This is a genomic window from Mesobacillus sp. AQ2, from assembly GCF_030122805.1.
GTDB lineage: Bacteria > Bacillota > Bacilli > Bacillales > Cytobacillaceae > Mesobacillus > Mesobacillus oceanisediminis_A.
Genome location: NZ_CP126080.1, coordinates 2,926,673 through 2,941,146 on the forward strand (window position 1 = coordinate 2,926,673; position 14,474 = coordinate 2,941,146).

The window sequence follows — 14,474 nt, forward strand, 5'->3', positions numbered from 1 at the left end:
CCTTCATACACGGATTGAGATAACTTTCATAGTATAGCCATTTTGCAAATCTGCTCATGCATAAAGGATCATATAACCGTGACATTGCCAGCCTTGTATGGTATTCTTGTATTGTAAAAATGTATAAAAAGGCCGCCGGTGTTGGCCCACCGGCAGCCATTGCAATAGCCGTTCCCATTGAGGATCGGACATGGATCTGCTGGACCTCTCACTCAAATTCGGTTAAGGGAGGTCTATTTTTTTTGGCTGAACGTCAGCACTGCGAGGATGAGGCTGGCAAATGAAAACATTGCCATAAAGGTCTCGAATACTGTCAAAGGCATCACCCCCTTCCTCCGGGGTTCGCCGACCATCCAATAGATTTGACTATTGCTTCTCAAGTATAACATACCCTCGTCCTAAACTAGAACACATGTTCTGTCATTAACCAAAAATTAGGGCTAAGATACTAGATGATCAGGAATGACATCCATCCAGTATCCACCCTTTTATTAATCTGTTAGCCTCGGTTTGCCAGGATCACAGCCAGGCTGTTTCATTGCCGTTGCTTCCGCCACTTTCGATAAGTAGTAACACTCTTCCCTAAACATATGGTCAGCCATAAGTGGCGCAAAACTGCCTAAAGCCTGTTCAGACAACCTAAGTTCTTTTAATTCATCAAGAAATCTCATGAACACCTTAATTTCCATAGAAACCTCATGGTTCATTCTTTCCAGGGCTGGAAAAGAGGCTAAATTTGTACGCAGATAACCAGTCAGCTCCACAGCTTTCAGGTAAAAATCTTCAAATTGCTTTACAAATTTCTCACTTGTAGCTTTCAAACGTTTTTCAACCTGGTCAATATTACTTTGGATCGCACCAGCATGACCAGCTGCATCAAGCAGCCAGACCGTATGGTGATGCAGCTCATGAAATACGGGCGGTACCTCTCCCCTTTTCAGATACTCAAGAACCCTTAGATATTCTTCGACCTCATTTACCATGTGATTGACAAAAGTAGGACCTAAATGGATTTTTACCTTTCCGGTCAGCATTTTTTCAATGAGCTCTAATTTAAATTTCCTGATTTTCTTCGCTTCTTCATCCGCTCTCATACTCAAATGGATTAAGTCTGTTGTATCCACTCTCTGCAGCAGCCTATCAAAAGTATTGATGAAATACTTCGAGGAATCAATTTCTTCCTGTTCAATGGGAGCAAGTGCCTCGAACATGAATCTTCCATGATCCCCAAGAACCTGAAGCCAAAACCGATGCTCAAAAACAGCCGCCTCCTTGAAATCCCGATCCATTCCAGTCCCCTCCTCAAAAATGGTTTCATAAAAGCATATCTGTGTCCCATGTAAATTATTCATTCAACTACCCTAAACAAATCACAAATAAAAGGCCTGCAGATACTAAAATCTGCAGGCCAACTATTATTTTGTTACGGGCTTTTTCAATAACCCAAGCAAGATTGCTGTGATTGCTGAGCCAATTAAAATCGCGGCCAGGTATAACAACCATCCGCCGTCCACAAGCGGAACTACGAACAAACCGCCATGAGGAGCTCTAAGTCCGATATTGAACATCATTGACAATCCGCCGGCTACTGCAGCTCCAGCCATCGCGGATGGAATCACACGAAGCGGATCAGCGGCAGCAAATGGGATTGCACCTTCTGTGATGAAGGAAAGTCCCATGATATAATTCGCTTTTCCAGCATCTTGATCTTCTTTTGAGAATTTGTTCCTAAAGATTGTAGTCGCTAATGCAATTCCTAATGGCGGGACCATGCCAGCAGCCATAATGGCAGCCATTGGCTCATATACCCCGTTCGCAAGCAAGCCTGTTCCAAAAACATAGGCTGCCTTATTCACTGGTCCGCCCATGTCGAATGCCATCATTAGGCCAAGGACAATTCCAAGCAATACAGCATTGCCTGTCCCTAACCCTGACAGCCAGTCTGTAATAGCCTGGTTCAAGGCACCAACCGGTTTATTTACCAGGAATAACATAATGAATCCTGTAAGGGCAATTCCGAACAATGGATACAATAGGATTGTTTTAATCCCTTCCAGTGATGCTGGAAGCCCAGCGAATAATTTCTTCAGACCGAGAACGAGATATCCTGCGAGGAATCCAGCTACCAAACCGCCAAGGAAGCCGCCGCCCCCTGTTGCTGCAAGCACACCGCCAACCATACCAGGAGCAAATCCAGGTCTGTCAGCAATACTTAGAGCAATGAAACCAGCAAGAATAGGTACCAGCAATCCAAATGCTCCTGCTCCTCCGCCAATATCCATCAGGGCCTTGGCAATTGGATGATAGGATGGATCCTCAGGATTGAAGGCATTATAGCCAAACATGAAGGAGATCGCGATCAGGATACCGCCTCCGACAACAAATGGAAGCATATTTGAAACACCATTCATCAAATGCTTATAGATTCCGCCTCGGCTTTCTTTCTTTTCTGCCGGCGCATTGCCTGTCGACTTATAAAGTGGCGCATCCTTCTTAACCGCTTTTTCAATCAGATCTTTTGGTCTGCGGATTCCGTCGGCAACTGGTACATCGATCAATGGCTTGCCTGTGAACCTTTCCATATCAACTTTTGTATCGGCAGCGATAATGACAGCCTCTGCTCTTTCAATGTCTTCCGGCGTCAAGACATTTTTGGCGCCTCCTGACCCATTCGTTTCTACCTTGATGTCTACGCCCATTTCAGCCGCTTTCGCTTTTAACGAATCCGCTGCCATGTACGTGTGGGCAATCCCCGTTGGGCAAGCAGTAACTGCGACGATGTATTTTTTATTTCCCTCTACAGATTCCTCTTCTTTTTCTTCCTGGTCATAACTGTCAATGATACCAATGACTTCATCGGCTGACTGTGCAGCCATCAGCTTCTCACGTGCATCTGCCTTCATTAAGATGGTCGATAGTCGTGCCAGTGCCTCCAGATGTGTGTTATTTGCACCTTCCGGGGCTGCAATCATGAAAAATAGATGTGCCGGCTGCCCATCAAGAGATTCATAGTCGATCCCTGACTCTGAGCGGCCAAATACGATGGCAGCGTCTTTCACAACTCGAGTTTTTGCATGTGGTATAGCGATCCCATCCCCAACACCTGTTGTGCTTTGTTTTTCGCGATTCAAAATAGCTTCCTTGAATATCTCCTGGTCTGAGATTTTACCGGCTGCATCAAGTACCCCGACAAGTTCATTGACAGCATCGTGCTTTGATTTGGCAGTCATGGATAAAAGAATAGTTTCTCTTGTCAGCAATTCTGTGATTCTCATTGTTCTCCCCCTCACTGGTATTCGTGAATTTCCACTTCTGGAAGAAGTGTCTCTATTTTTCCAGGTGTACATAGCCCGATTGAAAAGGCTGTTGCGCTGCCTGATGCCACACTGAAACGGAAAGCCTCTTTGCAGTCACTACTTTTTAAGAACTGTGCCATGAAGCCTGCCACCATCGAATCGCCTGCTCCCACAGAGCTTTTGACTTCCCCTTGTGGAACGGTCGCATAAAAGGCTTCTGTTTCACTGATATAGACAGCACCCTTTTCAGCAAGAGAAACAATGACGTTTTTTGCTCCTGCCTCTACGAGTTTTTTTCCATATACAATGGCATCCTCCGCTCCTGATATCTCTCTGTCGAAAAACTGTCCCAATTCGTGATGGTTTGGTTTAATCAGAAAAGGCTTATATTCGAGCACAGTTTTAAGCAAATCACCTTCTGCATCAATGACTACTTCTGCCCCGTTTTTTTTACAGATCCGGACGATATCCTGATAAATCGTTTGAGGCATGCTTGATGGAATACTTCCAGCAAGGATCAGATAATCATCTTTTCCAAGCTGTTGGATTTTTTCTTTCAATAATCCGATTGCAAGAGAGGATATTTCCGGGCCCCTTGCATTGATTTCGGTTTCTTTTCCGGCCTTCAGTTTGATATTGATCCTTGTATCCCCCTCGACTTTGACAAAACCCGTATAAATGCCCTCCCTATTGAGGAACTCTTCAACGTATTTGCCTGTAAAGCCTCCCAAAAAGCCAGTTGCTTTGCTCTCGATTCCTAGTGAGCGCAGGACCCTTGAAACATTGATGCCTTTTCCGCCAGGAAGTTTTGTTTCATGGGAAGTTCTATTTAAAGTTCCAAGTACAATCTCGCCTGCTTCGACGATATAATCGACAGATGGATTAAGTGTCAGCGTATAGATCATGGTGTCACAACCTTTATTGAAGTTTTGCTGGTATATTGTCCTTTTGTCTCTTCCTCAAGAATATTGGTAATAATTCCAGCTTCATGCAAATCGGCTATTTTAGCAAAAGTGATTTCCGAGAATTTACTGTCATCTGCCAGTACATATGCTTCACGCGATAATGAAATCGCTTTGGATTTGATCATCGCTTCCTCCTGGTCAGGTGTTGTAAAGCCAGAATGAGGATGAATGCCATTAACCCCAAGGAAACATTTATCAAAACGGTATTGTTCCAGACTGGCCAATGCTCCTCTTCCAATCACTGCATTTGTCTTTGGCTTCGCATAACCTCCGATGACATAGGTTTCAATATTCCTTTCCATCAGGGCCGGCAAATGCATGAATCCGTTGGTAACAACTACTATATCCTTCACAGGCAGGAAAGGGATCATTTCCTTGATTGTCGAGCCTGCATCCAGATAAATACTGTCACCTTCTTCTACCAGACTTGCAGCATACTGGGCGATTTGCCTTTTTTCATGAAGGTTTTTGGAGGATTTCTCATTCATGCTTGGTTCTTGAAGTTTCCCCCTCAGTCTTGCAGCACCTCCATGTACCCTCTTCAGGAATTCACCCTCTTCAAGGACTGTCAGGTCCCGACGTATAGTGGACTCGGAAGCTTCTGTTATATCAACAAGTTCTTGAATTTTCACGATTGGTTTCTCTTTTATGAGCTGTAATATGAGCTGGTGGCGCTCAGGTGTTAACATGAGCCATTCCTCCTAAATTGCTTCGTAAGTCCATCATAATGTAATCGATTTCAAAAATCAATCATTTTCTTTCAAAACCAATCATAATTGAGCAGTTTCTCAAGATTATTGATTGGTTTTGAATGTTTTCATAAAAATAACCTCTTTTAAAAGAGGTTATAAACATATTATTTTATTAAAATAAAGCTTTGATGCCCTGGTAAGCACTGCTGATCGATATGTTGAATCCCGTGAGGAAGCATTTAAATAAAGACTCTCTCCCGCTGCTGAAGGCAAGATGGATATCATTTGCCTTCAGCAAGCATTCAATGCCCGAATAAATGAGTACGAAACCGCCAAAAAACCACAGAAATATTTGGATGAGAGGCATGTCCAAAAAATTCACAAGCCCAAGAATGATAAGAAGAATTAAAATGGCATCAGCAATCATCGATCCTGTACCAACAATCCATGCATGCCAGAACCCAATTTTGATTACCTTATCCAGCCTGGCTGAATTCACCGGTCCAATGCCCAAGTTGTCGTCTTCCACCACAAATAAATTATGCAAATTTTATATGCGCAGGTTGAAAAATAATACAAATTGCACCAGATTTCCTAAAAATATAAATTGAAATCAATTATTTTTATGATATAATTCTTTTATAACTAATTCGCGGGTGTGGCGGAATCGGCAGACGCGCTAGATTCAGGTTCTAGTGGTGGCAACACCGTGGAGGTTCAAGTCCTCTCATCCGCATACAGAAAAGGTGCCTTTTAAGAGGGCACTTTTTTTGTGATTTCAACCAGTTTTAAGTAAAGCTCGTTTGTGTGGTATATGATAAAGATTTGATTGACCATCCTGCGGAAGAGGGATCTTGACTGCCTTGGCTCCTAAACCTTCAAACCTGTCAAAATCATGGGGCCTTCTTGACAGCTTTGGCTCTTCTATCTGCAAACCTGTCAAAATTATGGGGCTTTCTTGACAACTTTAGCCCCTCTGCCTGCAAACCTGTCAAAATCATGGGGCTTTCTTGACAGCTTTAGCTCCTCTTTCTGCAAACCTGTCAAAATTATGGGGCTTTCTTGACAGCTTTAACCCCTCTGCCTGCAAACCTGTCAAAATTATGGGGCTTTCTTGACAGCTTTAACCCCTCTGCCTGCAAACCTGTCAAAATAACGGGGCTTTTTTGACAGCTATGGCTTCTCTACCTTCAAACCTGTCAAAATCATGGGACTTTCTTGACAACTTTAGCCCCTCTGCCTGCAAACCTGTCAAAATAACGGGGCTTTTTTGACAGCTATGGCTTCTCTACCTTCAAACCTGTCAAAATCATGGGACTTTCTTGACAGCTTTAGCCCCTCTGCCTGCAAACCTGTCAAAATAACGGGGCTTTTTTGACAGCTATGGCTTCTCTACCTTCAAACCTGTCAAAATCATGGGACTTTCTTGACAGCTTTAGCCCCTCTGCCTGCAAACCTGTCAAAATTTTGGTGCTTTTTTGACAGCTTTAGATCCTCTGCCTGCAAACCTGTCAAAATCATGGGGCTTTCTTGACAACTTTAGCCCTTCTGCCTGCAAACCTGTCAAAATACTAACCCTTTCTTGACAGCTTCACCTTCTCCACCTATAAAACTGTCAAATTAAAAGCGTTTTTCTGGCAGCCTGGGCCACTACATCTCAAAATCCTTCTGAATCAACTATATTATTGAGTTCGCTTCATCTTCCAGAATAAAAAAAACAGCCTGGATGAAACCCAGGCTGTTTGTACCATTGGTTAACCGATCAGATTTTGACTATGGTTATTGACCACTTCGAGTACTTTGGTCGTTTCCTCCATATCACTTTTGCAAATCGGGCAAGCGGGGACATTGCTGCTTTTAAAGTTGTCACGAACCCAGCAATTGCAATCATCAGAAGTACATACCCATATTTTCGTTTCTGCTGTGACGATTTCTTCAGGCGGTTTTCTTCCAAATGCCAATTTCCTCACGCTCCTATCGTTTTAGTCACGGTTTTTTCTCTTAGATGCCTGTTTGCAGGATCCCGAAATTCATCCTGGAACCAACTCCATTCGAGAAAAACCTCATCATCGTTCGATTGATAAAAAAATTCATTTATTATAAAAAGCCGGCAATTGATACTTTTTATAATAAATGAATGGTCCGAAAGTTGATATCTATTCCATTTTACCACACTTTCTTATTTTTACCAAAAGTGACACCCTGATGTTCCCGAACAACAATAAATAGTATATTCATTTCCCAATTTTTTATTTAGAAAGGCAAAATTTTATTTGTTTTTTAACAAAAAGGGTTGTACACCATCCTTTGCCTGAATAGAAATAGTACAAGCAAATCATGCCTTGGCTATTGGGGGTTTCTTAAAATTGAGTGTCTTCCTGGGTTACATTTTCCTTGGTCTGTCACTTGCCGCGCCTATTGGCCCTGTCAATGCGGCACAAATGGACAAAGGGATCAAGAGCGGCTTCATACAGGCATGGCTTTTTGGCCTTGGTGCCTTGACAGCCGATATTATCTATATGCTTACTGTCTATCTTGGGGTTGTTAAGTATCTTGAAACTCCATTCATGCAGTCTTTCCTCTGGCTGTTCGGATTCTTTGTCTTGTTGTACACAGGTATCGAGACAATTATCAATTCTGGAAAAATCATGATGGATCATCGAGAAGGAGACTCAATTATAAAGTCTTTTTTCTCCGGTTTCATAATGTCAATTTCTAATCCGCTGACCATGTTATTCTGGTTAGGAATTTACGGCTCTGTCCTTGCAAAAACTGCTTCCTCCTATGGAACCGGTGAACTTGTTATATACAGCTTCGGCATCATTCTCGGACTCCTTATGTGGGATATTGTGATGGCCGCTATTTCTAGCAGCTTCCGCAAGCTGCTCACATCAAGACTATTGACCTTCATTTCCCTTATATCAGGGGTTTCTCTGATTGGATTTGCATTTTATTTTGGATATCAAGCGCTGAAGCTGTTTCTGTGATTTTTTTGATTGGTTGTTCTAAGTGAGGTTTTTCCTTGATTGTTTATGGGGATTTCGATATATAATAGAAAGGACAAAACCAAAAGGATGAGACGTACATGAAGATTACCGGACATACCGTCGAACTCCTCGAAGATCCATTCGGACTTCTGACAGGAGATAGATATGAGTATTTTTTAAATATTGAAGTGGATGAAGACGATGAGCTTTATACTGATAAAGGGCTGCTTTTGAAGGTCCTGTTTCTCGTGGACGAGAACAACAGCCGAATTCTCCAAAGCTACTTCATTGAACAGGAAACTGAAACGGTTCTCGATTTTGAACTTGAGGATGATGAAGCAGAGCTGGTAAAAGCGTATTGTGAACAACACTTACAGGCTGATGAAGAAACCGAAACCGAACAGGAATAAACGAAAAGAAGAGCAGGAAAACCCTGCTCTTCTTTTTTATACCTCTACTGACTTGCCTTCCTCAAGTATATGAAAAAGAAGATGGGCAAGGTGCTGAACAGGGCCAAGTTCTCCCTCTTCTTCGTTCAGTTCTTCCGTGAATTCTAGGTCATTCAGGTACAATGCAGAAAATTCATAGAAATCCTTGAGGTCAAATCCATAGCAATTTGAAGGCTCTTCACTGCCATCCTCATATTGGAGCATTAGATAGGATTCCTCGCCATCCTTATCTTCTGCATCAAAGAAAACAAAGAAACCTATATTTGTGTCCAAATCAAAAAGGTGACGTGTGCCCCCTTCAGTCGCTTGGTCGTAATCTTCACTGCTCAATTTTTGGACCTTCATCGTTTCTACCTGATCTTCTGCATGAAATTTGACTTCAAATATTTTCAAGAGAAATTACACTCCATTCTGATTTTATTGCTTATCTTCAAAAAAGATATGCTTTGCTTCGATTTTTTCCCCGATTGTCAGGATACCATAGGAAAATTCCTTCTGTCTTCTTTTATCTGTTGGAGATCCGGGATTAAAGATGATCACTCCGTTATTTTCCTTTAAGACGGGAATATGTGAATGGCCATAAATGATGCAATCAACGGCATCATCGGCAAATGCATCTATTGCCCTTTTTTCTGTCGTTTTCCCTGTGCCGTGTCCATGGACAATCCCTATACGGAAATCCCCCGCAATGAACAGTTCTTTTGATTTGAGAAGGCTTTTAAGTTCCGGACCATCCACATTGCCGGTTACCCCGATGGCCGGTGCATATTGTTTCAGTTCATGATAAAGTTCGATCGTTTGCCAGTCTCCGGCATGGATGATGAAACTACAATCTTCCAGGTCACGCTTCAGTATTGTCGGCAGATGCTTCGCCTTCCTCGGCATATGAGTGTCGGAAACGACAACAACTTTCATGGTGTAACAAACCCCTCCCGCCTGCTTTTCCCTGTTATGTTACCCTGTGTGAACCGGTTTAACCTTTATACTTGGTTACATTAAAATAATCATTTGTTTTGTTATACTGATTGACCTCAATATCAAGGTCGTGGAAAAAACGGTGAAGATGAACCAGGACCTTCTTATCTTTGCTGCCGTCCTGGATCGTTTTTGAATAGTTGGCGATCGTTTCAAAATCAGACTGAAGAGAAGCATTTTCAGTTTCTACTGTGGATATCACCGATATAATTTCCCCTGCGATCTTCCTTTGTTCTTCCCAGTCAACTTTGTCGATCCTTCCCCAGCCAAGGGTATCATTATATTTTTTGTGAAAATCAGAAATAAACCTCCCGACAGATGAGTAGCCAGTGTTATCTGATCCTTCCTGGAACACCGCAACAGTCTGTCCCTTCCCCTGATCGCTTGTATTGCTGCTGTTCATGATAAGATTGCCGCTGCCGTTTTCCCATATTGAATAGCCAGCATACAATCCGAAAGCCAGCAAGAACAGACTGGCAGGTAAGATCATGAGTTTCCATCTATTTTTTTTCTTTTCCATCTGTCAGCCCCCTATGTCCCCTATTTCAACTCAAACTGAATCCGCCCTTCATATATAATTAGACAGCAGTCAGCTGATTCCCTGCAAGAAAACACCATGTAACGACCAGCAGGCGTGCGCAAAAAAAATATCCCGGCATACTTAGCTCCGGGATATTTCTATGAATAGGAGAACAAACTCATTGTATTACTTTGCTGCTTCATCCCAAGTGCTATAAAGCCCTATAACCCTGCACTTGATTTTGCCAGAGGGAAGTGAGAGAATCGTTTCTTCTCCTACTTTTAAACTGATTAGTTTTTGGGCAACGGGGGCATCATAGTAAATTTTATTTTCATCAATATTTGATTCTCCATAACCGACGATTTCATAGGTTTCTTCTTCTGAATCAGCCGGATACTCAAATAAACACTTTACGATTGAACCGATCGCAACTTCCTTTGTATTTCTCTCCTTAAACTCAATTAATTCAGCCGTCTTGTACGTTTGTTGTATTTCGTTCAAACGGTCCATTAATATCCGCTCATCTTGTTCTAACTTATGAAAATTGGGATTAGCCAGTTTATCATCCCCGCAAGCATTGAAGGCAATATTTTTATCCATACGTACTTGCTTTAATTCTTGTTCCAGCCTTGCTATTTGCTGCAAAATCAATTGCTCTCCCGATGGGGTGATCTTAACTGCCATGTTACTCTCCTTTTAACTGCAAAATTTTTATTCGCTAATCTTACCATATGCCATGATATATTGCTTGATTAATGTATCCAGAAGACGATGGAGATCCATAAATCCGTAACCCAGTGCTGCCGCACGAGAAGTGTCGATCGACCATGACCCAGGTAAAGCATATGGTGACATAATGTCCGAAGGAGGATTTTTATCAACGATTGCTTCTTTTCCAGTCAGCAATTCTATTTTATCGATCAGTTCTTGCAGACTGATGTCCCCTGCAGAACCTGGGTTAATTGGACCGGTATAATCTGACTTTCCGATGTTCACCAGGAAATTTGCAGCTTCAGCTGCCTCGATAAAACTGTAGCGCATTTCAGGTTGCGGAATACCAATCGCCTGGCCTGAAAGTATTTTATCGACATGGAACTTCAAACGCTCTGTGTAATCATCTTCAGAAACGACAATCGGGAACCGGGAAGAGCCGGTCTCAAATTGGCCTAGCTGGTGGAACACAGCTTCAGAGGCACGCTTCGCCTCTTTGTAACCTTCATAACCAGGGTACTCCCTGCGCCCTTTGTATTTGATCGGATATGTAAATGGATTGAAATCCTCTTCCTTATGGAGCGTGCCGAATTCATAGACAGCCTGGGAAGAAGTGAAAATATATCGACCCACACGTCCACATAACAATTCTGAAGTATCTCTTGCTTCTGTTGGCGAAAAACACGATTGGTCATAGACAAGATCCCACTCCTTTCCTTTGAAGGCTTCTGCCAGTGTCTCTTTCTTTTCCCGATCAATCCTAAGCCGGTTCACTTTATCACCAAAAGGATCTGCTTTAGTTCCTCTCGTGGCGATGGTAACTTCATTACCATGGTCAATCAGCATTTCGACCAGCTTTTTCCCAAAATACTGGGTTCCTCCCAGGACAAGTACCTTATTCATTATAAACCCCCCTCTTCTTTATTCTTTTTATTCTTCTTTTATCGGGGATTTTCCTTTTTCATTTAAATACAAGATAAAAACCGGCCATCATAAAAGGTGGCCGGCATAAGTTGATTCCAAGTTCTATCAGGCTTGTTTCTTTTCCTTTGCTTTTGGTTTTGCAGCTGTCTTCTTTTTCTTTGCGGCTGCAGGTTCTTTCTTTTTCTCAGGCTTCGTCCGGTCAATAGAAGCCTGCAGCGCTGCCATAAGATCTGTCACATTGGATACTGGCTCTTTTTCTGTTGGTGTAACCAGCTCTTTGCCTGTGCGCTTTGCTTCGATCAATTCTAATAATGCTGTCCGATAATCGTCTTTATATTTATCTGGTTCAAATTCGGTGGTCAACTGATCAATGAGCATAATGGCTGTTTCCAGCTCTTTTTCGGTCACCTTGTCATCTGCAGGGACGTTTGGTACGTCAACGGTTTTCCTGACTTCATCGGGAAAATGGATCGTTTCCATGACCAGTGTGTTATCATAGACCCTTATTACAGCCAATTGCTCTTTGGCGCGGATCATGATTTTGGCAATGCCCACCTTCTGTGATTCCTCAAGTGCCTTTCTTAACAAGGAATAGGCTTTTCCGCCGCTTTCATTTGGCGAGATAAAATAGCTTCGCTGATAGTAAATCGGATCGATTTCGGACATTTTCACAAAATCAATAATTTCGACGGCCTTGTCTTCGTTTTCTTTCCTCAATGCTTCCAAATCTTCCTCTTCAAGGATGACAAACTTCCCTTTCGTGTACTCATATGCTTTGACAATGTCTTCATTCTTTACTTCTTTATCACAAACCGGACATGTTTTTTCGTATTTAATCGGCGAGTGGCATTCTTTATGAAGTGTCCGAAGCTTGATGTCCTTATCTTCTGTTGCAGCATGAAGCTTGATTGGGATATTAACGAGACCGAAGCTGATGCTCCCTTTCCAAATAGTATGCATGGCGTTCTCCACCTTATCGTTTTATTACTAATTTGCTTTAGAATTCAATGAATCATTCCTTAAAACATTTGCCAGCGTACTAGTTTGCACTCAATCAGGAACACTATAAATATGACCGAGGAAAGGATGGGAAAAATGCTGAAACCGATGCTCCCAACACTTGCATTTGAAGCACCCCGGGGAGATGGATGGCGTTACGAAGTCAAATATGATGGTTTTCGTGCGCTGTTGACATGGGATCATGAATTGGAATTGACAAGCAGGAATGGAAAGGCGCTGCTGCCTTTGTTTCCGGAAATCGCTGACTTTCTGCTGGGTAATAAGGAGAAGTTCGCGCCCTATTTACCGCTGACTTTTGACGCTGAACTAGTTTACCTGGAAAACCCGTTCAAGGCGAACTTCGGAGCCATCCAAATCAGGGGGAGAATGAGATCCCAGGACAGAATCAGGACAGAATCAGCGAGGAATCCTTGCAGGCTGATGGTTTTTGACCTTCTTAAAATAAAAGGCAAAAGTTTGGAGGCTGAAAGTTACCAAGACAGGCGCAATCAGCTCAGCACTTTATTCACTGAACTTGAGTTGCCTCAATCCCCAAACCCTAAATATCCGGACCTTTTACAGCTTGTCGGCAGTGAAAAAAATCTGGATAGCGTATGGGAAAAAGTTGTCATTTATGATGGAGAGGGAATCATTGCGAAGCAAGCCAATAGCAAATGGGAGGAAGGAAAGCGTACAGAGACATGGATAAAAACAAAAAACTGGAAATATGTATCCTGTTTTGTGACTGCATATGAAAAATCGAATGGTTATTTTTATATCTCTGTTTATAAAGGAGGGGAATTATACCAAATAGGCCTGGTGATCTTTGGATTTAAGCCTGAGGAAAAAAATGCCCTTCATCAGATCATCAAGCAGAACAAAAGCGGAGAAGACCACCAATTCATCTATGTAGAGCCCGCGATTTGTCTGGAGGTAAAATACCTTGAAGTTTATGAGGATCAGCTTCGTGAGCCTCATTTCCATCAATTCAGGTTTGATTTAACTCCATCTGCCTGTACGTATGATAAATTCGTTCTCCAGCAAAAGAACTTGCCCCCGGATATCGAAATCACGCATCCTGACAAGCCGCTTTGGGAAGATCCGCGAATCCAAAAGATTGACTATATCCATTATTTGAGGGAAATCTCGCCCTATATGCTCCCTTTCCTTCAAGACAGGCATTTGACGGTGATCCGTTTTCCGCATGGCATGTTTGGAGAAGCCTTTTACCAAAAAAACGTTCCTGACTATGCACCGGAATTTGTTCAAACCTCAAAATGGGAAGGCATTGAATATATTGTCTGCAATAATATGAAGACCCTTTTATGGCTGGGGAACCAAATTGCAGTTGAATTTCACATTCCTTTTGAGACAATCAATAGCAAAGGACCAGAGGAAATAGTCTTTGACCTTGACCCTCCATCCAGGGAATATTTTCATCTGGCAATTAAAGCTGCGATTGATATTAAGGAAGTTCTTGATGAATTGAAGCTGATCAGTTTTATAAAAACATCTGGCAACAAGGGGCTGCAGATTTACGTTCCGCTTCCTACAAATGTATACAGCTATCATGATACAAGATTGTTCACCGCATTTATCGCGAACTATCTCGTCTCAAAGGATCCTGATTCTTTTACGATTGAGAGGCTGAAAAAAAACAGGGGAAATAGGCTGTATGTGGATTATATACAGCATGCTGAGGGTAAAACGATTGTCAGCCCCTATTCCGCCCGCGGAAAATCTCATGCAGGAGTGGCGACACCGCTCTTTTGGGAAGAAGTGACTGAGGATTTGAAGATTGAAGATTTCCATCTGGGGGCGATCATCGAGCGTGTAAAGAGATTAGGCTGCCCATTCCGGACTTACTTTGCTGCAAAAGCCGAACAGGACTTTGAACCAGTTTTAGACGTATTAAAAAAGAAAAAATCCTGAAGGTGGTCTTCAGGATTTTTCAGG

16 protein-coding genes and 1 tRNA gene are annotated in these 14,474 nt (G+C 42.4%); 4 read left to right on the forward strand and 13 right to left on the reverse strand.

The window, feature by feature from the left end; translation table 11 throughout:
• Positions 1-233: 233 nt before the first annotated feature.
• The 6 genes from QNH36_RS23990 to QNH36_RS14700 form a co-directional block, all read right to left on the reverse strand.
• Entirely contained in the window at positions 234-389 is a 156-nt protein-coding gene (locus QNH36_RS23990) for a putative holin-like toxin (protein ID WP_395883524.1), read from the reverse strand.
• Between the two features lie 102 nt (positions 390-491).
• Positions 492-1,289, reverse strand: a complete 798-nt coding sequence (locus QNH36_RS14680) for a DUF2935 domain-containing protein (protein ID WP_283903716.1) — start codon at positions 1,287-1,289, stop codon at positions 492-494.
• Positions 1,290-1,415: 126 nt separating this feature from the next.
• Positions 1,416-3,275 (reverse strand): PTS fructose transporter subunit IIABC, encoded by a 1,860-nt coding sequence (locus QNH36_RS14685; protein ID WP_283903717.1) that lies wholly within the window; start codon positions 3,273-3,275, stop codon positions 1,416-1,418.
• An 11-nt stretch (positions 3,276-3,286) separates the two neighbouring features.
• Complete coding sequence (gene pfkB / locus QNH36_RS14690) at positions 3,287-4,201, reverse strand: 1-phosphofructokinase (protein ID WP_283903718.1); 915 nt, start codon at positions 4,199-4,201, stop codon at positions 3,287-3,289.
• Positions 4,198-4,950 carry a DeoR/GlpR family DNA-binding transcription regulator gene (locus QNH36_RS14695; RefSeq protein ID WP_144479777.1) on the reverse strand — a complete coding sequence of 251 codons (753 nt, stop codon included), beginning with the start codon at positions 4,948-4,950 and terminating at the stop codon, positions 4,198-4,200. The genes pfkB and QNH36_RS14695 overlap by 4 nt, the downstream gene beginning before the upstream one ends.
• A 175-nt stretch (positions 4,951-5,125) precedes the next feature.
• The gene (locus tag QNH36_RS14700) at positions 5,126-5,467 is read right to left on the reverse strand and encodes a LysE family transporter (protein WP_349654823.1); all 342 of its coding nucleotides are present in this window, start codon (positions 5,465-5,467) and stop codon (positions 5,126-5,128) included.
• Positions 5,468-5,605: 138 nt separating this feature from the next.
• Here QNH36_RS14700 and QNH36_RS14705 point away from each other — a divergent pair.
• A tRNA-Leu gene (locus tag QNH36_RS14705) sits at positions 5,606-5,689 on the forward strand.
• A gap of 1,018 nt (positions 5,690-6,707) precedes the next feature.
• Here QNH36_RS14705 and QNH36_RS14710 read toward each other — a convergent pair.
• Entirely contained in the window at positions 6,708-6,914 is a 207-nt protein-coding gene (locus QNH36_RS14710; RefSeq protein ID WP_144479781.1) for a cold-shock protein, read from the reverse strand.
• 405 nt (positions 6,915-7,319) lie between these two features.
• On the opposite strand from QNH36_RS14710, the gene QNH36_RS14715 reads away from it, so the two are divergent.
• Both QNH36_RS14715 and QNH36_RS14720 read left to right on the forward strand, forming a co-directional pair.
• Entirely contained in the window at positions 7,320-7,940 is a 621-nt protein-coding gene (locus tag QNH36_RS14715) for a LysE family transporter (protein WP_144479783.1), read from the forward strand.
• Between the two features lie 98 nt (positions 7,941-8,038).
• On the forward strand, positions 8,039-8,350 hold the full coding sequence (locus QNH36_RS14720; protein WP_144479785.1) for a DUF6509 family protein: 312 nt from the start codon (positions 8,039-8,041) through the stop codon (positions 8,348-8,350).
• Positions 8,351-8,386: 36 nt separating this feature from the next.
• Here the strand turns inward: QNH36_RS14720 and QNH36_RS14725 are convergent, their stop codons facing one another.
• The 6 genes from QNH36_RS14725 to ku form a co-directional block, all read right to left on the reverse strand.
• The gene (locus QNH36_RS14725) at positions 8,387-8,782 is read right to left on the reverse strand and encodes a cytosolic protein (RefSeq protein ID WP_251540548.1); all 396 of its coding nucleotides are present in this window, start codon (positions 8,780-8,782) and stop codon (positions 8,387-8,389) included.
• A gap of 24 nt (positions 8,783-8,806) precedes the next feature.
• A complete protein-coding gene (locus tag QNH36_RS14730) occupies positions 8,807-9,304 on the reverse strand; it encodes a metallophosphoesterase family protein (RefSeq protein WP_144479789.1) in 498 nt (165 codons plus the stop codon).
• Positions 9,305-9,362: 58 nt separating this feature from the next.
• Complete coding sequence (locus QNH36_RS14735; protein WP_251540549.1) at positions 9,363-9,884, reverse strand: hypothetical protein; 522 nt, start codon at positions 9,882-9,884, stop codon at positions 9,363-9,365.
• Positions 9,885-10,070: 186 nt separating this feature from the next.
• On the reverse strand, positions 10,071-10,568 hold the full coding sequence (locus QNH36_RS14740) for a GreA/GreB family elongation factor (protein ID WP_251540550.1): 498 nt from the start codon (positions 10,566-10,568) through the stop codon (positions 10,071-10,073).
• 27 nt (positions 10,569-10,595) lie between these two features.
• Positions 10,596-11,498, reverse strand: a complete 903-nt coding sequence (locus QNH36_RS14745) for an NAD-dependent epimerase/dehydratase family protein (protein ID WP_251540551.1) — start codon at positions 11,496-11,498, stop codon at positions 10,596-10,598.
• Between the two features lie 126 nt (positions 11,499-11,624).
• Positions 11,625-12,479 (reverse strand): non-homologous end joining protein Ku, encoded by an 855-nt coding sequence (gene ku / locus QNH36_RS14750; protein WP_283903719.1) that lies wholly within the window; start codon positions 12,477-12,479, stop codon positions 11,625-11,627.
• 138 nt (positions 12,480-12,617) lie between these two features.
• Here ku and QNH36_RS14755 point away from each other — a divergent pair, with 138 nt between their 5' ends.
• A complete protein-coding gene (locus tag QNH36_RS14755) occupies positions 12,618-14,450 on the forward strand; it encodes a DNA ligase D (RefSeq protein WP_481825326.1) in 1,833 nt (610 codons plus the stop codon).
• The last annotated feature ends 24 nt before the right edge of the window (positions 14,451-14,474 follow it).